This window comes from Burkholderia sp. 9120 (genome assembly GCF_000745015.1).
Taxonomy (GTDB): domain Bacteria; phylum Pseudomonadota; class Gammaproteobacteria; order Burkholderiales; family Burkholderiaceae; genus Paraburkholderia.
Genome location: NZ_JQNA01000002.1, coordinates 4,295,277 through 4,314,132, shown reverse-complemented (window position 1 = coordinate 4,314,132; position 18,856 = coordinate 4,295,277). Strand labels below are relative to the sequence as shown.

General features: G+C 62.8%; 13 protein-coding genes and 1 pseudogene. 10 read left to right on the top strand and 4 right to left on the bottom strand.

Features of this window, described 5'->3' with window-relative positions:
- Window positions 1–5 precede the first annotated feature (5 nt).
- On the bottom strand, window positions 6–941 hold the full coding sequence (gene lhpI / locus FA94_RS27420) for a bifunctional Delta(1)-pyrroline-2-carboxylate/Delta(1)-piperideine-2-carboxylate reductase (RefSeq protein ID WP_035557155.1): 936 nt from the start codon (window positions 939–941) through the stop codon (window positions 6–8).
- A gap of 23 nt (window positions 942–964) precedes the next feature.
- Window positions 965–4,411 carry a molybdopterin-dependent oxidoreductase gene (locus FA94_RS27415; RefSeq protein WP_035557153.1) on the bottom strand — a complete coding sequence of 1,149 codons (3,447 nt, stop codon included), beginning with the start codon at window positions 4,409–4,411 and terminating at the stop codon, window positions 965–967.
- A gap of 181 nt (window positions 4,412–4,592) precedes the next feature.
- On the opposite strand from FA94_RS27415, the gene FA94_RS27410 reads away from it, so the two are divergent.
- The 8 genes from FA94_RS27410 to FA94_RS27385 all read left to right on the top strand — a co-directional run bounded on the left by FA94_RS27410 (window position 4,593) and on the right by FA94_RS27385 (window position 15,562).
- Window positions 4,593–5,504 (top strand): LysR family transcriptional regulator, encoded by a 912-nt coding sequence (locus FA94_RS27410; RefSeq protein WP_035563181.1) that lies wholly within the window; start codon window positions 4,593–4,595, stop codon window positions 5,502–5,504.
- 156 nt (window positions 5,505–5,660) lie between these two features.
- Complete coding sequence (locus FA94_RS27405; protein ID WP_051980791.1) at window positions 5,661–10,895, top strand: alpha-2-macroglobulin family protein; 5,235 nt, start codon at window positions 5,661–5,663, stop codon at window positions 10,893–10,895.
- 85 nt (window positions 10,896–10,980) lie between these two features.
- Window positions 10,981–13,089: a penicillin-binding protein 1C gene (gene pbpC, locus FA94_RS27400; RefSeq protein WP_231585038.1), complete on the top strand. Its 2,109-nt coding sequence runs from the start codon at window positions 10,981–10,983 to the stop codon at window positions 13,087–13,089.
- Window positions 13,086–13,301: a hypothetical protein gene (locus FA94_RS39575; protein WP_231585037.1), complete on the top strand. Its 216-nt coding sequence runs from the start codon at window positions 13,086–13,088 to the stop codon at window positions 13,299–13,301. The genes pbpC and FA94_RS39575 overlap by 4 nt, the downstream gene beginning before the upstream one ends.
- A gap of 170 nt (window positions 13,302–13,471) precedes the next feature.
- On the top strand, window positions 13,472–14,056 hold the full coding sequence (locus tag FA94_RS38250; protein ID WP_081936159.1) for a helix-turn-helix transcriptional regulator: 585 nt from the start codon (window positions 13,472–13,474) through the stop codon (window positions 14,054–14,056).
- Window positions 14,023–14,184: a hypothetical protein gene (locus FA94_RS38825; RefSeq protein WP_156126717.1), complete on the top strand. Its 162-nt coding sequence runs from the start codon at window positions 14,023–14,025 to the stop codon at window positions 14,182–14,184. The genes FA94_RS38250 and FA94_RS38825 overlap by 34 nt, the downstream gene beginning before the upstream one ends.
- Window positions 14,185–14,248: 64 nt before the next feature.
- Window positions 14,249–15,022: a methyltransferase domain-containing protein gene (locus FA94_RS27390; protein ID WP_197070249.1), complete on the top strand. Its 774-nt coding sequence runs from the start codon at window positions 14,249–14,251 to the stop codon at window positions 15,020–15,022.
- A gap of 237 nt (window positions 15,023–15,259) precedes the next feature.
- Complete coding sequence (locus FA94_RS27385) at window positions 15,260–15,562, top strand: hypothetical protein (RefSeq protein WP_156126716.1); 303 nt, start codon at window positions 15,260–15,262, stop codon at window positions 15,560–15,562.
- 94 nt (window positions 15,563–15,656) lie between these two features.
- On the opposite strand, the gene FA94_RS27380 is transcribed toward FA94_RS27385, so the two are convergent.
- Window positions 15,657–16,550, bottom strand: coding sequence for a LysR substrate-binding domain-containing protein (locus FA94_RS27380; protein ID WP_035557143.1), 894 nt, complete (start codon window positions 16,548–16,550; stop codon window positions 15,657–15,659).
- A 118-nt stretch (window positions 16,551–16,668) separates the two neighbouring features.
- Here FA94_RS27380 and FA94_RS27375 point away from each other — a divergent pair, with 118 nt between their 5' ends.
- Complete coding sequence (locus tag FA94_RS27375) at window positions 16,669–17,376, top strand: hypothetical protein (protein ID WP_051980789.1); 708 nt, start codon at window positions 16,669–16,671, stop codon at window positions 17,374–17,376.
- A 317-nt stretch (window positions 17,377–17,693) separates the two neighbouring features.
- Here FA94_RS27375 and FA94_RS37395 read toward each other — a convergent pair.
- Window positions 17,694–17,992: pseudogene (locus FA94_RS37395) on the bottom strand (ISNCY family transposase); the annotation flags it as partial.
- 246 nt (window positions 17,993–18,238) lie between these two features.
- Here FA94_RS37395 and FA94_RS38235 point away from each other — a divergent pair.
- Window positions 18,239–18,766 (top strand): IS21 family transposase, encoded by a 528-nt coding sequence (locus FA94_RS38235; RefSeq protein WP_081936151.1) that lies wholly within the window; start codon window positions 18,239–18,241, stop codon window positions 18,764–18,766.
- The last annotated feature ends 90 nt before the right edge of the window (window positions 18,767–18,856 follow it).

The following is an 18,856-nucleotide window of genomic DNA, read 5'->3' as shown; positions in this document are numbered from 1 at the left end:
CGGTTTCAGTTTGATTTTTCGTAAACCTGCACGGCAGCCGCCAGATCTTCCAGTGCAGTGCCGACTGCTTTGAAAACGGTTCGCTGACTGTCGTTGACGCGCCCCTCGACCTCGCCCCGACACAGTGCCGTCAGCGTTCTGCTGAGGCTGCTGATCGTCATGACATCGCGAGACAGCGGGCCGAGCAAGTCGCCGGATTTTTGCGGCGCTTCGTCCGTATCGACATAAATTTCCGCCTGCCGGAAACAAGCGTCGTCTGCCTCACGCATGCGCGGCGTGAAGCTGCCGATCAGGTCAAGATGCGAGCCCGGAGACAACCACTCGCCGAATACGACAGGTTCCGTCGCAAGCGTTGCGCACGTCACGACGTCCGCGCGACGAACGCTCGCTTCAAGGTGGGCGACGGGCGCCGCATTGAAGCCCAAACGGATCAATTGATCGACCAGCGCGGCAACGGCTTCCGGATTTCTATCCCACACCTCGACGTTCGCGATCGGCAACTGGCTGCGGTAGGCGAGCGGAACCAGGCTGCCGACCCGACCCGCGCCCAGCAGCACGAGGCGCGAGGCATCGCGGCGGGCCAGATACGTTGCGGCCAGGGCCGAAGCGGCAGCGGTGCGGCGCGACGTGATTTCGTTTCCGTCGAGTTGCGCAAGCGGGGCGCCGGTTCTTCCGTCATACAGCACATAGGTCGAGTGCAGTCCGGGCATGCCGCGTTTCGCGTTGCCCTGAAAGATGTTGACTGTCTTGATGCCCAGGTAACCGTTGTCTTGCCACGCCGGCATCACGAGAACGGTTCCCTCGTTTTCGCTGTCTGTATTGAGTACGTGCGAATGACGTAGCGGCACATGACAGCCGTCGATAAAGGCTTGTCTCAGACGCGAGATCAGCGATTCGAAATCGAGGGCCTCGCGTGTCGCGAGGGTGTCAAAAATTTTCATGTCAGTCCTTTTCTCAAATGAACTCATGCGTCGATGACGACGTCGGTGGCTGGAATGGCCTGACAGGCAAGACACACCTCCGCTTCGTCCGGTCCGTGCCCGCTCAGATGCGTGACCTCTCCCGCTACGACCCTGACCGCGCAACTCTCGCACTGCCCGACGCGGCAACCGCTCGGCATGGCGATCCCGAGGTTTTCCGCAAACGACAGCAGGCTTCCGTCGCTCGGTGTCCAGGTGGCCGTGCGATGCGATCGCGTGAACTGCACGGCGAATCGCTTTGACGGATCGGCCGCCGGCCGGGACGGAGACCGGAATGCTTCCTTGAAGATGTCGACAGGCGGCACGCCACGCTCGATCAGCCCGGACGTAATCGCCTGCATCATCGGCTCGGGGCCGCATAGATAGAACCTGGCGCGCCGCTGGATCAGATCGTCGCTGACCACGTCGGCCGTCAGGTAGCCACGCATCTGGAAATCGTGGCCCAGTGCCTCGTCATTGGGCTGGTTGTAGCAGTCGACCACTTCCAGCTTCGGCAAGCGCCGTTTCAATGTTTCGATGCGTTCCCGGAAGGCGTGAGTCCGGCTGTTCAGATTGGCATAGAAGAGTCGCGACTCCGGTGCCTGGTCGCCCAGATCCTGGATCGACTCCAGATAGGAGACGAACGGCGTGATCCCGATGCCGCCCGCGAACATCACGACCGGCTGCTTCAACGCGGGCGGCACGATGAACGTACCGGCGGGCGCGCCAAGCAGTACGGGGTCGCCGACCTTGAGAGCGCCGTGGATGTACGAGGACATCGTGCCTTCGAAAGCCACGCCGTCGCGAGTGTTGCCTTTTTGATGACGCACGGCGATGGAGTAGGTCCGGCGCTTGTCTTCGCGAGCCGCGCCGGTCAGGGAATAGGCTCGCGTGGTGCCGCCGTCGCCGAGCGCCGGAATATGCACGGTCACGTGCTGGCCGGGCAGGTAGTCCGGCAGCGCCCCGCCATCCGCGGCCCGGAACGTGACGGCTCGCACGCCGCTCGCTTCTAGCCGTACGGCGGACACGACGAATTCCCGCAGCCCCGGCCACGCCCGACGCGCCGGATCGATCGACGGGTCACGCCGGACGCGGCAACGCACGGAGCGCAGCGGCGACGAGCCGCTTACCGGATCGAGCACTGCCGCCGAGACGAGCTGGTTGAAATTGCTGTTGCTTTGACCGCCGGCTTCGAGCGAATCCATGCCGATCTCGTCGCAGGCCTGCCACCAGCCGTATTCGGCGACGATCACGTCCCGCGCGAGTTCCGCGACGAGACGCGCCTTGAAGCGCGCCGAGCCGTTCGTCGTTTCGATCAGGAACCAGTCACCGTCGACAATGCCGTGTTCCGCCGCCAGCGCGTTGTTGAGTTCAGCGACCGGATACGGTGCGCGGCGACGCAGGCTCGGGAGACCGCGGTGCTGGCTGTGGCAGTAGTAGCCGTTCTTCATCGAGGTCAGCGTGCAAGGGAAACGGCGGCGATTGTTCGCGTCCCCGTCCTGGCCGTGTTGCGGCGGCACGTAGTGTGGAACGGGCGGGTAGCCGTGGCGATGCAGCTTCTCGGAATACAGCTCGACGCGCAGGGTCTCCGTGTTGAACCCGCGTGCGCCGTCGGGCGTCGCCGACGCATACTGCCGCTCGCGCTGGACCAATGGCCTGTCGACACCTTCCGGACGGGCGCGCAACGATGCGACGTCCAGTCCGAGCGGTTCGAGCACGTGATTCCATCCCGCTTCGACGCTCCCGCCGAAGAACGCGTCACCCATCCCGAGACGTACAGCGAGATCGAAGACGATATCGTAGTCCGCGCGACTTTCTCCCCTCGGCGGCACCATGCGCTGCCGGAGCTGGATCAGTTCGACCGCACGCTCGTTGATCTCGAAGCCGAGCCGCAACCCTTCGCGCTCCCACGGCGTGTTCACGGGCAGCAGGATGTCCGCATAGCGCGACGACGGCGTTTCGAAGAGATCGCAGTGAACGTGGAAGTCGAGCGCGCAGAGCGCGTCGTGGGCGATGCCGCTATCCGCCTGGGACATCACCATGTTCGTGCCGAATGCGACCAGCGCACGGATCCGATAGGGTTCGCCGTCGAGGATGGCCCGATAGACATCGCGCGCGGTCACCCAACCCTGCGAAGGTGGCCCGAGCGGCCGCTCGTCGAGGCCGAGCGCTTTCGCACGCTGCTGCGGATTCAGCATCGCGTAGCTGCTGACCACATTGGCCGGTTGCTTCTTCAGTTCCCGATTCGAGCCACGCGTGTCGAACGCGCCCGTCAACGCATACAGCGTCGCGATGGAGCGCTCCGTCTGCGTGGCGTTGGTGTGCATGCCAACCCCAGACCACGCGTGATACGCAATACGCTGGCGCGGCCTCAGCATCTCGGCGGCCTTGATGATGTCGTCTGCGCTGACGCCGGTAATCGCGCTCGCATGTTCTGGTGTGAAGTCGTCGAGCGCCCTCGCATAGAGGTCGAATGCCGGTGTGCATGCCACCTCGGTCCGGCGGCCGGTCGAATCATCGATCGCGACGTAACGCGTGCCCGACATCGACAGATCGAAAGGCGTGGTGCCGACCTCTTCGCCGACCAGTTCCAGCCGATCGAGCGCCTGGTTCCAGATTGCGTACCGGTTGTTCGATGCGTGCCTGTCGATGTCCCGTTCCCGCAAGAACCGGCCAGTATCGGCACGCACCAGCAGCGGGCCATTCGTCCATGTCCGGACGAAGGCATCGTCGACGTTGCCGATCGCAATCATCTGTCGCGCGATCGCCATCGCGAGCGCCCCGTCCGTTCCCGGGCGGACGCGCAGCCAGAGGTCCGCTTCGCGGGCGAGCGCTGTCGGCCGCGGGTCGACGACAATCAGCCGTGCCCCGTTGCGGCGACCCTTTGCGATCGCATCGGCCTGGGCCAGCCAGGTGTTGGCGGGATTGTTTCCCCACAGAATGATGAGCTCGGCGTTCTGGTAGTCCGCTGTCGGCATTGCGCAACCGAACGTAAAGACATGGGCGCTGTCCTTGTGCCAGTTGCAGATCTCGGTCGCGTAGCAGATATTCGGACTTCCATATAACCAGACGAATCGCTCGACCCAGTCGATGCTGTCGCTCATCGGTGTTCCGCTCGGCGTGGTCACGCCGAACGCAACCGACTCGGCGCCGTTCTCGCGCCTGAAATGCGCAAGACGCTCCGCAATCTCGGACAGCGCTTCGTCCCAGCCGATGCGCTGCCAGCCGGGATCGGCCGAACCCTTGGGGCGCGTGCGCCGCATGGGATACAGCACGCGGCTCGGGCTATGCACCAGTTCAGGCGCGGCTTTACCTTTCATGCACATCGCATGGCCGGTCGGATGCGTGGGGTCGGGCTGTACCTTGATCATCATGTCGCCACGCACGACATTGATCGTGCCGCACCGCGACCGGCACAGCGTGCAAAACCCCTTTTTCTCCTGCGTATCCATTCGTTCGCATCGTCCGCTTCATGATTACGGCATGCTAGGAAGCCGAAATGATCATGACAAATTCATACTTTTGATAGCCTGATATATATTGGATCAATATCAGGCGGCCCGATCCGATGTACTGTCCGGTCTTCGAGGCAGCGCTGTTCCATCGCTGCCCGGCCTTTCCAGGTTTATGCCCGTGAGCACATCCATCACGCTTCGCCAGATCGAATACTTCGTCTCCGTCGCCGACACCGGGAAGATTTCCCAGTCGGCCGACCTTTGCGCGGTGTCCCAGTCGTCCATGACGATCGCGTTGAAGAAACTCGAGGATGCGGTGGGCGTGACGCTGCTTCAGCGTCATTCGAAAGGGGTTCGGCTCACCCAGGCGGGAGAGCGATTTCTGCGCCATGTGCAACACGCGGCGGTGTCGGTCGAGCGCGCCGTTGCAGCGGCACAGGAAGATCCAGAACAGATCTCGGGACATGTCCGGATCGGCGTGACCGAAACCATCTCGGCTTACCTGATGCCGTCGCTGATTTCCACGATTGCCCAACGTTTCGGCAACCTGAGTGTGAGCATCGTCGAAAGCGAGCGGGATGTCATTGAGGAGATGCTCGTCGACGATCGCCTCGATATCGCGCTCCTGCTGGTGTCGAACACGGCGGAAATCAAAACCCTGAAGTACGAGACGATTCTTCGCTTTACCCGCCGGTTGTGGACTTCCCCTGACCATCCTCTGCAAGAGGCGCAACGGGTCACACTCGAAGATGTTGCGCGCGAGAACTATCTGCTTCTGGACATGGACGAGCATTTGCGAACGGTCGGCAAGTACTGGGGAAGTTACGGCGTCGCACCGAATGTCTGGATGCAGAGCAAATCGATCGAAGCGGTAAGAAGTCTTGTCGCGCTCGGGCAGGGTGTCACGATCCTTTCGGATCTGGTCTATCGACCCTGGTCTCTGGAGGGAAACCGGATTAGTCGCCGGGATCTCAGCGTGACGGTGCCGACCATGGATGTCGGCGCAGTCTGGCGGAGGGGCGGTGCGATGTCGACGCCATGTCGTGTCCTGCTCGATCTGTTTCGGTCGTGGAGAAAGACCGCGCAGTAGTCGCACCGGTAATCACGCCGCTTTGCCCTTCCGTCTTGTTGAAGGTGTTTGCGCACAGGTACTCGTCGTAACGCCTTCCACGCATGCTAAAGTCGCTTGCCAAAAAATGCTGCGCCGACCACTCTAGCGCCCGCAGCGAATTCGACCAGGGGTCGTATGAAGAAGAACTACAAACGTGGACTCGCCGCCTTCCTGCTGATCGTCGCCGCATTGGCGATCTGGGCCATGGTGCACTACCTGCATGGCGGCCACGCGGAAGAAGCGGACGTAGCCTCCGATCCCAACACGCCATTCACGGTGATCGACGCCGCCAACCGCGAGCTCGACGGACACCCGGCGTTGGCGCTGACATTTTCACAGCCGCTCGATGCGGGCACCGATTACGATAAGGTCGTACGCGTCTTCAAGATGCCGTCGAAAGGCAACGCCAAAACGACCGCGTCGACCGATAGCGAAGATAGCGACGACAGCGCCGCCAGTGCGCAAGGCGCATCGGCGGCGAGCGAAGTCAGCACGTCGGAGAAGCTGACCGATCTCGCGGGTGGCGTGGCCGTCTCCGGCGCATGGGTCGTCGGCGACAATCCGCGCTTACTCTACTTCCCGCACGTCGAGCCGCTGACGCGCTACGTCGTGCAGATTCAGGACACGCTGACCGGCAAGGACGGTCGCAAGCTCGGCCGCGAAGTCCGCTATTCGATCAACACGCCCGCCGTCTCGCCCGCGTTTTATTTCGCGAGCCGCGGCATGGTGCTGCCGGCGAAGGAGAGCGGCGGCCTGCCGGTGGTCACCGTGAATGTGCCGGAAGTCGACGTGCAGTTCATGCGCGTGCGGCCGGACCAGTTGCCGCGCTTCATCGATGCGATGCTCGCGCGCAAGCAGCCGTCGCCCTCGTCGGGCGACGACGATGATTCCGGCGACAACAGCAATCAATCCCGCGACCCCGATCTGAACAGCGATCTGCACGGCGCGGTATCGCTCTGGTCGCTCGACGGCCTCCACAAGATGGCGGATAGCGTCTATCAAGGGCGCTTCCTGACCGAGCAGCAAACCGACCGGCGCAGCGTGACCTATCTGCCGGTCGAGACGATCAAGGCGCTGCAGGAACCCGGCATCTACGTCGCCGTGATGTCGCAGCCGGGGCGCTTCCGCTACGAATACCAGACCACCTACTACTACGTCAGCGACCTCGGGCTGCATCTGCGGCTTTTCGATCACGCGGCCGAAGCCTTCGTCAGCTCGCTGACCGACGGCAGTGCCGTATCGAACGTGGACATCACCTGGCTCGACCGACAGGGCAAGGTGCTCGGGCGCGGGCAGACCGACGGTGACGGACACGCGTCGTTCGCGAAGCAGCCCGACGGCGCCGCCCTCGTGCTGGCGCAGAAAGAAGGGCAGATGTCGGTGCTGTCGGTGCACGAAGCGGCGCTCGATCTCGGCGAGTTCGACATCGCCGGGTCGGACTACAAGCTGGTGCGGCTCTTCGCGTGGAGTGGGCGCGACCTGTACCGGCCGGGCGAGACCTTCACGATGTCGGTGCTCGCGCGCGACGCCGACGGCCGGCCCGTACCGCCGCAGCCGTTGCAGGCGACGCTGCGGCGCGCCGACGGCAAGACGCAGTTCGTCTCGACCTGGCAACCGGTGGCCGGGCGTCCCGGCTACTACCAGCAGAAGATCACGCTGCCTGGGGACGCTCCTACCGGCGGCTGGGCGCTTGAGTTGCGCAACGACCCGGCCAGCAAGGCGCCGAATGCGACCGTGAAGTTCAAGGTCGAGGAATTCCTGCCGGAGCGCATGAAGCTCGACCTGGCAAGTCCGTCGGCGGTGCTCGCGCCGGGGCAGGCGTTCCACGTCGATGTGACGGGCATGTACCTGTACGGTGCGCCGGCGGCGGGCAATCGTCTGCTCGGCGTCGCGGAGTTCGAGCGCGATAAGAATCCGCTCAACGCACGCTATCCGGGTTTCGAGTTCGGCGACGCGAACGACGACGCGCTGCATGCGCGCCAGCAACTCGACGACCAGGCGCTCGACGACAACGGCAAGCTCTCTTTTGAAATTCCCGCCGATCCCGCGAAAGACGCGCATTCGCCGGTCACGGTACGGGCTACGCTGAGCCTGCTCGAATCGGGCGGCCGCCCGGTGGTACGCAATCTCGAACGCACCATCTGGCCGGCGCCGGTCCTGACCGCCGTTCGTCCGCTGTTCACCGGCGACTACGCACCGGAAAACTCCCCCACCGATTTCGAAGTGATCCGCGTCGATCAGACCGGTAATCCGAAAGCCACCAAGGGCCTGCAGGTGCGAATGTTCCGCGAGAACCGCGACTACTACTGGCGCTTCGACGACCAGCGCGGCTGGAACTCCGGCTTCACGGATACCGACGAGCTGATGTACACGGGCGTGCTGGATATTCCGGCGGGCGGTCGCGGGCAATTGCACGTGCCGGTCAAATACGGCCGCTATCGCCTCGAACTGTTCGACGCGGCAACCGGCCTCACGCAGCGCTATCGCTTCTATGCGGGCTGGAACGCGCAGACCAATGAGCAGGCCGGCCAGCGTCCCGACCGCGTGACGCTGAAGCTCGATCGCGACGCGTACCGCAGCGGCGACACCGCGCATCTGACGATCACGCCACCGCACGCCGGTAGCGCGCTGATCACGGTCGACGGTGACCGCACGCTGTGGACGAAGCGCGTGAAGATCGACGGCGCGAGCAGCACGGTCGACATTCCGGTCGAGCCGGCCTGGCAGCGGCACGACCTGTATGTGAACGTGATGGTGCTGCGCCCCGGCAACGAAGGCGATCTGGTCACGCCGGCGCGCGCGCTCGGTCTGATTGCGCTGCCGCTCGCGCGCCAGGACCGCAGGCTCGACGTGTCGATCGACGCGCCGGCGAAGGTCAAGTCCGAGACCGTCGTGAAGATCAAGGTGAAGGTGCCGGCGGCGAAAGGACAGAGCGCGATGCTGACGCTGTCGGCCGTCGACGTGGGGATTCTCAACATCACGAAGTTCCCGGTTCCCGATCCGTTCCAGGGGTTCTTCGGCAAGCTGCAATACGGCGCGGACCTGCACGACATCTACGGTCGTCTGATCGAGAAGCTGGCGGGCAAGAAGGGCAAGCTGAAATGGGGCGGCGATACGACGCCTAAGTCGACCCAGGATCTGCCGAAGAAGGTGAAGCTCGTCGACCTGTTCACCGGCCCCATCACGCTCGATGCAAACGGCGAAGCCGACATCCCGCTGACGCTGCCCGACTTCAACGGCACGCTGCGGCTTGCCGCGGTCGTCGCAACCGCTGACCGCTTCGGTAGCCAGAGCCAGGAGATGGTCGTCGCCGCGCCGGTAATCGCCGAGCTGTCGACGCCGCGCTATCTGAACTTTGGCGATCACTCGACGCTCGCCCTCGACGTGCAGAACCTCACGGGCGGCACCGGGACGTTCAGGATCGACGTGAAGGCGCAGGACGGTCTCACGGTGCAGAACGGCTCGCGCGACGTGACCTTGCGTCCGCAGCAGAAAGTGACGCTGCGCTATGACGTCGATGCCGGCGACCAGCAAGGCTTGCATGCCATCGACGTCGCGGTGCAGGGCGCGGGGGTGGCGCTGACGCGTCATTACGCGCTCGAAGTGGAAGCGCCGACCCCGTCGATACAACAGACGCTGCGCTACACGATCGACCCGGGCGCGACGCTCACGATCCGCGACCCGGCCATTGCGGGTCTGTATCCGGGCTCGCTGTCGGCGCATCTGTTCGTCTCGAACACGCCGCCCGTCGACGTGAAGGCGGCCGTCAAGTGGCTGCTCGAATATCCGTACGGCTGTGCCGAGCAGGCGACCAGCAGTGCCTATCCGTGGCTCTACGTCGACGAGGCGGCGGCGAAGCGCTACGGCCTCAAGGTCTACACCCGCGAGGAGCGCGCCCAGCGGATCGACTTCGCGCTCGGCAAGCTGGGCGGCTACCAGTCGGCGCACGGCGGTTTCAGCCTGTGGGGCAACACGCCCGACGACTTCTGGCTGTCCGCCTATGTGACGGGCTTCCTCCAGGACGCACGCGCGCAAGGTTTCGCGGTGCCCGACGCGCTCTACAGCAAGGCGACCGCTTATCTGCTGCGCGGTTTGCAGGAGGGCAGCGCGCAGATCACGCCATTGCCCACGCACGTGACCCCGGACACGCTGCGCCAGTTGATCGACGACGTGACGCGCAACAACCGCTCGTACGAAGCGCTTGTGCAGGCCGCGTACGTGCTCGCGCACGAACGCAAGGCGCCGCTCGCGACGCTGCGTCTGCTGTTCGATCAGCGCGTGTACGCCAACTCGGGGCTCTCGCTGGTCGAACTGGGCATCGCGCTGAACCTGATGGGCGACAACGCGCGCGGCCAGCAGGCCATCGCGCAGGGGCTCAAGGTCGAGCGCCGGAGCGGCTACTGGTGGTGGGACTACGGCAGCAATCTGCGCGACCAGGCGATGGAATTCGTGCTGCTCAGGCGCGACAACATCCAGGCGCCGCAGGCGGCGACGCTGCTCGGCCGCGTGCAGGGTGAGATGGCAGCGCGCGGTTCGTACTACTTCAGCACGCAGGAGCGTCTCGCGCTGTTCCGTCTGGGTCAGTCACTGGCCTCCGAGGAGCCGAAGCCGTGGCGCGCGACGATCGATAGCGCGAGCGGCACGCGCAGCGTCGACAGCGTGGCGACGCAGTTCGCCGACGTCAGCGCGACGGAGTTCGCGCAGGGGCTGACCGTGACGAATCCGTCGGATCAACACCTGTTCGTGGAACTGGCGTTGAGCGGTAGCCCCGTGCACACGCCGCAGCCCGCGAGCGGCGTGCCGCAGATCTCGCTGACCCGCGAGTATCGGAAGGCGGACGGCACGGCCCTCGGCAACGAGACGCTGAAAATCGGCGATACGGTGCTGGTCCATCTTCACGCGAGCGCGGCGAGCTATGTGACGGCGTCCGCCATCGTCGTCGACCGGATTCCGGCCGGCCTCGAAATCGAGAACGCGAACCTCGTGCAAGGCGAGAACGGCGATAGCCTCAAGGTGGACGGCATCAATGTCAACGAGGCGATGCAGAGCAACCGCATCCAGCACGTCGAGTTCCGCGACGATCGCTTCGTGGCGGCGGTGAAACTCGGCTGGGGCAGTCTCGATCTGTTCTACCGCGCGCGCGTCGTGACGCCCGGGCAGTACACGGTGCCGCCGCTTTTCGCGCAGGATATGTACCGGCCCGAGGTGTTCGGCGTGCTCGATCCGCAGACGAAGATGACGATTGTCGACAGCGCTGCGCCGGCGGCGCCGGCGCCGGTTGCTGCCGCGAGTGCGACGCGCGCCGTGGCGGCGGAACCGGCCAGCGCGAGGGCGGCTTCGTCCGCTGCTTCGGCTGCGACGGTCAACTGAGGTAGCGGCAGTGTCGAGCGACGGGGACCGCGTGGTAGTGCCGGCACGTTCACGCTGGGCAGGTGGCCGGGCGCGCGCTTGTCGCGTGTTGGGCTGGGCTCGGGCGTCGCGCGCGGTGCGTGTGGCGCTTGCCGCGGCCGTTGGTGTCGGCGTGCTGGCTTCAGTCGCCGACAGTCTCTGTCCGCTGCCGACGCCGGGGCGCTCGGCACCGTTTTCGTTGATCGTCACGGCGCGCGACGGCACGCCGCTGCGCGCGTTTCCCGACAAGCTTTACATCTGGCGCAATCCGATCACGCTCGCCCAGGTTTCACCGCTCTATGTCGAGGCCGTGATCGGCTACGAAGACCGCGCGTTCTGGTGGCACCCGGGCGTCAACCCGTTTGCGCTCGTGCGCGCTGCCGCACAGTGGGCCTTGCACGGCCACATCGTGTCCGGCGGCTCGACGATCACGATGCAGGTCGCGCGCGTGATCGACCCGACGCCGCACACACTGACCGGCAAGCTGCACCAGGTTCTGCGCGCTCTGCAACTCGAGGCCCATTTCTCGAAGCGCGAAATCCTCACGCTCTATCTGAACTATGCGCCGATGGGAGGCGTGCTCGAAGGCGTCGACGCGGCGAGCCGCGCCTATCTCGGCAAGCCGCCTTCGAATCTGAGCCATGCGGAGGCCGCGATGCTCGCGGTGCTGCCGCAGGCGCCGTCGCTGCTGCGCCCCGACCGTTTTCCCGAGCGTGCCCGGCGCGCGCGCGACAAGGTGCTGCAGCGGATGACGGATCGTTGGCCGGCTGCCGTGATTGCCGATGCGCTGACCGAGCCTGTCTACGCGCAGACGATCCGTGAGCCGATGCTGGCGCCGTTGCTGGCCGAGCGCCTGAAGCGCGGCGCGCACGGCAAACTGCACGTGACGAGCACGATCGACGCCGATCTGCAAAGCACCGTCGAGGCGCTGCTGCTCGAGCGGGTGCGCACGTTGCCGCGCCATGCGTCGTGCGCGGCGCTCGTCATCGACAACGCGACGCTCGAGACTCGCGCCTATGCGGGTTCGGCCGACTTCGGCGATCTCGAACGCGCCAGCCACGTCGACATGGTGCGCGCGTGGCGTTCGCCGGGTTCGACGCTCAAGCCGTTTCTCTACGGCTTCGCGCTCGACGCCGGGATCATCGATTCGGAGTCGCTGCTGTCCGATGTGCCGCAATCGTTCGGCGGCTATCAGCCGGGCAACTTCGAGCAATCGTTCAGCGGCGCGGTGAGCGTCTCGGAAGCGCTGACACGCTCGTTGAACGTGCCGGCGGTGCAGGTGCTCGACCAGTACGGCCCGGATCGTTTCGTCGACAAGCTGCGTCAGGGCGGTTTGACACTACGCTTTCCACGCGGCGCCACGCCGAATCTGGCGGTGATTCTTGGCGGCGCCGATACGACGCTCGAGAACCTGGTCGGCGCGTACGCTTCGCTCGCGCGCGGCGGCATGGCGGGCCAGCCGCGTCTCACGCCCGATGCGCCGCGCGACGAGCATCGGATGATGAGCGCGGGCGCGGCGTTTATCGTGCGCGATATTCTGGAGACGGGCGGCCCGTTGGGGCGCGCGATCGAAGAACGCGGGGCGCCGCACGGCATTGCGTGGAAGACCGGGACGAGCTTCGGCTTTCGCGACGCGTGGGCCGTCGGCGTGACGGATCGCTACACGGTCGGCGTGTGGATCGGACGGCCTGACGGCACGCCGAACCCCGGTTATTTCGGCGCCAACGCGGCGACGCCATTGATGATGAGCGTCTTCGCGGCGTTGCCCGACGCGGTCGCAACGCTGCATCGCGAACCGCCGCCGGATGTGACGCAGACGCAGATCTGCTGGCCGCTCGGCAATGCGGTCGACACGCAGCCCGATACCTTGTGTGCCGCGCAACGTCGGGCATGGCTGCTCGGTGGCGTGGCGCCGCCGACGTTTCCCGATCCGGTGCGCGGCGGCGAACCGATTCTGCGTTACACCGTCGACGCCGTGAGCGGATTGCGGGCTACGTCGGACTGCACGGATCATCCGTTGCGGGAAGCCGAAAGTCCGTTATGGCCCGCGGTGCTCGAACCGTGGCTCGATGAGCGCAGCCGGCGTCTCGATCCACCACGCTGGGCGCCGGGGTGTGCACCGCAGACGGGTGGGGCGGGCGTTTGGCGATTACCGGCGCGAGTGCCGGGGAAGTGATTCAGCGCGCATACGGCGCTGCGCCGCCACAGGTGCGTCTGGGTGTAAATGGTGCGCGCGGCACGGTCGGCTGGCTCGTGAACGGGATGCTGGTCGGTCGCGCTGCGGCGGGGCGTGGGTGGACCGTGCAGTTTCCGCAGCCGGGTGATTATGCGATTACGGCGTTCGACGAAAGCGGGCGTTACGATCGGGTGACGGTCGAGGTGAGATAGGAGGCTGCGGAACGATGGTTCGAGCGTTAAGACCTTGAGGTGAAGTCATTGTCATTTCGAAGCGTGTCGTCGAACCTCGTACATGCAACGCGGTGTTCAGAATGTGCGTCAAGCCGTAGCCGTTTTCACTTATCATGCGAACGAGATAATCATCCTGCCAGGAAGCCACGTTGAGCACCATCGCCCAACACATCCGAACGTTGATGCGCCGACACGGTATAGCGAGCGTCAATGAATTGTCGAAGCGCAGTGGCATCACACTGTCTGCGCTGCAGGCGCTCGTCAACGGCGCGTCAAACCCTCGCGCCTCGACGCTCAGGGTGCTGGGCAACTTTTTCGGTGTGAGCCCGGCTGACCTTGCATCGGACCTGGCCGGCACCGATACCGAACCTGTTCTGCTTCAGTCCACAGCGCATGTGCTGCGATACCTGATGGATGACGTTTGCGTCAGTGAACGCGAACTCGCCAGACTAACTGGCGTATCGCAGAAGGCGATCAACAATATTTTGCTCGGACGCACGGCCACGCCTACGGACGCCACACTTGCGCTTGTCGCCGAATTCTTCTCTGTCACTACGGCGCAACTGCGGGCCGATCAACCGCTCGACAGGCAACGGCGCAAGGGTGAAACCAACGAGCGTCTGCTTCGGACCCATCGTGTGTCGACACGACACTGGCGGAATCGACGCTCTACGCAACCAGAGTGGAAAATTTCCGTGCGATGGCGCCCATTATTCGCTCCGATGATCTGTTGATTGTCGATTACGAGGCCGACTTCTCCGCAGGAGAGATGTTCCTGATTCAGGCCGCCGACAGCAGGATCATGGTGGGCAACTACATCAGGAAACAGCAACGGGAAACGCTGCACTTTGCCGATGCATAGTTCGAATCCGTCCCGCTGTTGAAGGGCCATTATCGCAAGTTGGGGCAAGTGCGGGAGATTCGGCGTGGTGACTGAATGGGACGCGAATCAGTACAGGCTATTCGCATTGGAACGCAACTGGCCCAACGAAGAACTGATTGCGAAAATTCAGGGCGAGCCGAGCCGAATCGCGGATCTGGGGTGCGGTTCAGGCGACTGTTCGACGCTTGCATTGCGCCGGCGCTATCCCCACGCCGACATCCATGCAATCGATTCGTCCGCGTCGCTGATCGACGAGGCCCGCCAGTTGCAACCGGCGGCCGACGTCGAATGGCGTACCGGCCTGATCGAAACATTCGAGGCCGACGAGGGAACCGATCTGCTTTACCTCGGCTCGTCTTTCCAGTGGATCGCCGATCACCCCCGTCAACTGGCGCGACTGGGCGCGATGTTGACGGCGGGAGGAACGCTTGCGATCCAGATGCCGAACATGTTCTGCACGCCTTTCTATACGGCAATCCTTGCGGTTGCCGGGACGGCTGAATGGAAGGGCAGGTTGCAGGGAAAGCTCAGGCAGGCTCCTGTGCTCGGTGCGGATGAATATGCGGCCATCATGGCATCGCTCGGCGTAACCTGTGAGATCTGGACTTCGACCTATGAGCTGACGTTCAGCGGCGTCGAAGGACTCGTCGAGTGGGCGAAGGGCGCGCCGCTTCGACCGGTCAGCAGCATGCTCGATCCCGCGTCGTTCGAGGTGTATTGCCAGAACTATTCGAGCCATCTGGCGCGCCACTACCAGAACGACGATGGCTCATGCACGCTGCCATTCGAACGGCTCTTCATGGTTGCGCGCCGCTGAGCGGCACGACCAGGCGGCAGAATGCGCCAGCGTTGGCGCTATGCCAGGCCGCCGCACCGTCGGCCCGGTGCGGCGTGCGCTAACGCGCGAGCTCACTTCACCGCGAGAGAGAACGGGTTGAAGTTGGTGTAATAGTCGTACACATCGACCCCTTCGCCGATGAAGCTGCATACATACGAGTAGACGAATTCGGCGAACAGCGTCGACACGATCGTCCGCAGCCAGAGGTTCTTGCCGTTGAAGCGGATCTTCAGTTTCGCAAGAATGAATCCATTGATCGTGAAGGATGATCGAGAGTTGATTGATCGACTGTCTGTCGACGAGCCTATCGAATTTGCACGTTACGTTGCCGACTGTGAAAGGCGTCTGCATTCCCGCATGTCGATCCTGCGAGCTGCGCAGACGGTGTTGGGGAGCTGCGATGACCAGGCGGCGAGCGGACTGCACGAAATACTTGTCGCAGTTGATATGTCCGGTTCGTTGCCGGGCATCTCTGCGTCGTGCCGACCGGCCGGCACCCAGGCCGACTCCCGCCTGTAGCGCGCCGCTTTTCACGGCGCCGCGTAAGCCCACGTCAAGCCCCCTCATTACTAGCACGGCTGTGGCTTCACTGATCGCCACCTACGTTCAAGTATCAATCCACCGACGCCCCAGTGATCCGCCTGCAGACTTTCACGATCATGTCTCGCAACCCGGTATGAATCGGGTCGTGTTCAAACCGGGGATGCCACATGATTGAAATGGCTAAAGCTGGTGTGACTATCGGCAGTTTGAAGGTCACAACGTCGCGCCGGGACTGGACTGTATGCTTTTCAGGAACATGAGCGATCCAGTCAGAACGCTGGGCGAGTTCAATACCCGAACTGAAGCTCGGGACAACAGCGATTACGTTCCGTGTCAGCCCCTGAACCCTCAACGCATCATCGATCGGCCCATGAAATCGACCTTTACGGGACACGCTAATGTGCGGAAAGGCAAGGTAGGTGTCGAGTGTTATTTTGCGTCGTGCCAGTCGATGTCCCTTCCTGCAAACACCGACCATACGGTCATCGAACAGCTTTCTAATCAAGATTTCCGGACCGGTGTTGCCGACCACCCCGATTTCGAAATCGAGGTCGCCACTGCGAAGATACTCAGGGGTTTTTTCGTGTTTTGGCGAAAAACGGATCTTCACAAGCGGCCAGACCTTGTGCGCTTCTGCAATGAGGTGCACGGCAAACGAGTCAATGAATCCATCGTTAGCACTTATATTGACGACTCTCTCCGTCGCGATCGCTTTTTGTTGCCTGCCAAGCAGCAATCCGACGTCGTGAAGGATCCGGTCCAGCGGGTCTTTCAGGTGCCGTGCTGTTTCCGTAACCACCATTCTCTTTCCTGCTCGAACCAGGACCTTATCGCCGAAAGCATCTTGGACGCGAGCAAGGCTTCGGCTCATCGCCGACGGACTCAGGTTAAGTTTGATCGCTGCACGCGACACACTTTCCTCTTCAATCAGCGCTTTCAGCGCGAGTAGCAGGTTGAGATCCATATAGTTCGCTGTGGCTCCTTCATAAAGATGCGTTGAACGCAACTTATACCTGTAAAACATGCGCTGTACGCACACCAGCCTCGAATCTACCATTTAGGCAATCTAACGGGAGGTGTGTATGAATACGATGCCGATGAACGACGAATTGCTTCGTCAAGCCTTGAAGCAGGACTGGCAGGACCATACGAAGAAGCCTGAGGGTGTTGCTGAAAGGCTCTGGACAAGGCTATCGTCCCCGATGGGCGAGTCCGATCTCGTTGAATTGGCGGCGCTCGCTTCCCATGTATTCGGCGAGCACCTGGGTGACTGGCAGAACGGAATACGTTATCTGGAACAGCTAGGACATGAACATCCGCACGCGTCTCTTGCCTGCTGGTCGCGTGTGAAACGTCAACAAGCCGTACTCGTGAAAGCTCAGGATTTGACTGTACGACTCGACAGCTTCGATGAGCAGGACCAGTTTTATATCACTGCGCTTGCTCTGCCTGCGATCACGTTGCAGCGGTCAGCGCAGGAGGGCGAGGAAATATTCACAGAGGCGATACAACTCATGGTTGCGCTCGACTCTCGTGCACAGCGCCGCCTGTTTGGCGTGGTGACTGCAAATCTCGTGTGCGATCTGCTGGAGCGCTCAACGCTCTCGGGAGGGGAGAGGAACTTTCTCGTCACTCTCGCAGAGAAAAGTTACGGTATCTGGTCTCAGGAAGGCGATGAGTCAGATCGTGAGAAGGCCGGTTTCCGGTTGGTACAGTGCTACCAGAAATGTCGAATGCCCGAGAATTACGGAAGCGGAAGATATGCAAGGTTTCTGTTTATCGAGCCGTAATGTTTCCTACGCTCCCGGCGAATGGCCGCTTTCCGGCGATGCGATTGTGCCGGGGCAAGTCGGCTATTGGCCGATTTTTGCCTTTAGCGAGATCGTGACCGGTGTGGATACCTGACCTCGCACCCGGTTGATAAATCCCATAACCGGATGACGGGGTTCTGAGTACGGAGTCCTGGAGGCTGGCCGCTGTTTTGCCAATCGCGGTGTTCAGATCCTCAACCGTGATTTCGCGCTGCTTTTTTGTGCCGGTCCTGCGCTCCTTCGACTTCGGCGCCTGCCCCTGACTGGTTCGTGACGGCGAACCCGACGCGCGACGGTTGTCGCACCGTTTTCTTGGACAGCATCAGCCCGTGACATTTGCGCAGTTTCTCGCGCGCCAGCGTCGGCCCAAAATCGGCGTAGAACTCACGGATGAGGGTCAGCGCACGATCCGCCACGCCGGCCGGCAACTGGTGATTGCTGGTGCGCTCACGTCGACGGGAAACCAGCCCGCGTGCACCTTCGGCCCGATTTCAGCCGCACGCCAGGGCATCAGCCGTCCGTCGACGACCGATTGGACGACCTTGAACCTGTCCACCTCGTGCATCGTCATGGTGATCGTGTCCGTTGCAGCCATCGCAGCCTCCGGCACCGGAAGATCGGCGCCGGTCAAGCTTATGCCGCTGGAAAGCGGACATCTGAACATGGCTAGAAGCGGACATTACAACTTAGCCTCTACAGACAGATTGTTGATAATTTATATTATGTCAAATCATCTAGCTAACCACTTCACCGCGATGCTTACAATCTGTAGCGACTTTTGCGAGATTGTAATGTTTACGTTAGTTTACGCGCCCTTCAGACTTCCCGCAGGGATTCCCAGGTGTTCGCAGAGCAACGACACGGCTGTGTACATGAGTTTCTGGAGCTGACCGGCGGCCTTACGATCGCTGCGATTGCCAGAAAACTCCGCTGTTGCTCGCGGACTGTCCGCAACTACGTTGCCGGCCGCTCGCCAATCCCGTGGCATCGAATCGAACTGCTTCGCCTGCTTGCGCAAAGCGGCGCCAGCCAAACCAATCCCGGCGGTCCTACGCCGCGCGACGAAAGCCCAGTCGTCCCCAACATTGACCCTGATCCCGCGGCGCCAGACGTGCCACCGGCCGAAATCCTCGCGTGGGTCGGCATACACGCGCCGCATTTCCTTTCGAGTCAGCGCAGCTTCGCACTCTATGTTCGTGGCTGGAATGTCGTGGACAAAATCCGCCGCGCGAAAAGTGAAGGCAGATTTTCAGCCGTACTTGAACGCTGGCAAGAGCTTGCGGTTGAACTGCCGCGAATGTGGCGCGCTGGGCGGCTATTTGCAGGTGCCGACCCGCCAGCATACGTACGCAAAGAATCGGCACGCTGACGGGCGCTGAACGGATGCTTCGACTCCGATTCAGTCGGTGTGCCTTCTTAGATATAATTCTCTTAACATTACAAATACATAACTTTAGCT

Bases quoted from the DNA above. Each gene is read 5' to 3' on its own strand.
- FA94_RS27375 (WP_051980789.1), top strand. From the start codon at position 16,669: ATGAATACGATGCCGATGAACGACGAATTGCTTCGTCAAGCCTTGAAG.
- FA94_RS27380 (WP_035557143.1), bottom strand. From the start codon at position 16,550: ATGGATCTCAACCTGCTACTCGCGCTGAAAGCGCTGATTGAAGAGGAA.
- FA94_RS27405 (WP_051980791.1), top strand. From the start codon at position 5,661: ATGAAGAAGAACTACAAACGTGGACTCGCCGCCTTCCTGCTGATCGTC.
- FA94_RS27415 (WP_035557153.1), bottom strand. From the start codon at position 4,411: ATGGATACGCAGGAGAAAAAGGGGTTTTGCACGCTGTGCCGGTCGCGG.
- lhpI (WP_035557155.1), bottom strand. From the start codon at position 941: ATGAAAATTTTTGACACCCTCGCGACACGCGAGGCCCTCGATTTCGAA.
- FA94_RS38825 (WP_156126717.1), top strand. From the start codon at position 14,023: ATGGCGCCCATTATTCGCTCCGATGATCTGTTGATTGTCGATTACGAG.